This window comes from Pseudomonas sp. RA_35y_Pfl2_P32 (assembly GCF_963970735.1).
In the GTDB taxonomy this organism is placed as follows: domain Bacteria; phylum Pseudomonadota; class Gammaproteobacteria; order Pseudomonadales; family Pseudomonadaceae; genus Aquipseudomonas.
In genome coordinates this window covers 1-468 of record NZ_CAXAQF010000296.1, presented here as the reverse complement: position 1 = coordinate 468, position 468 = coordinate 1, and the positions used below count along the sequence as shown (strand labels likewise).

Sequence of the window (468 nt, the reverse complement as noted above, 5' to 3'; positions counted from 1 at the left end):
CACTCGCATGCGCGACGGCATCGTCGTGCCTGCCAATCCGGCAATTCCCCCGCCTCCTGCCCATTTGTTGAGCATCGTGACATGGGTGCCGACCGGGTCCGCCCGCGCTTTTGCGCCCCTCGCGCGGCTGGCACGGTTGTTGTAAGGTGAACCGACATAATGGGAGTGCGTGCTGCGTGAAAAAGATCGAGGCGATCATCAAGCCGTTCAAACTCGATGAGGTGAAGGAGGCGCTGCACGAGGTTGGCGTCAGCGGCATCACGGTGACCGAAGCCAAGGGGTTCGGTCGTCAAAAGGGGCATACCGAACTGTATCGCGGCGCGGAATATGTGGTCGACTTCCTGCCCAAGGTAAAACTCGAAGTGGTGGTGGAGGATTCGCTGGCGGAACGCGTCGTCGAAGCCATTGCCGCGGCCGCGCAGACCGGGCGCATCGGCGACGGCAAGATCTTCGTCATTCCGGTCGAAA

General features: G+C 61.5%; 1 protein-coding gene. It reads left to right on the top strand.

What is annotated here, in order from left to right:
• Positions 1-176: 176 nt before the first annotated feature.
• A partial coding sequence (locus AACY45_RS28365) for a P-II family nitrogen regulator (protein ID WP_339548786.1) occupies positions 177-468 on the top strand: 292 nt, incomplete at its 3' end.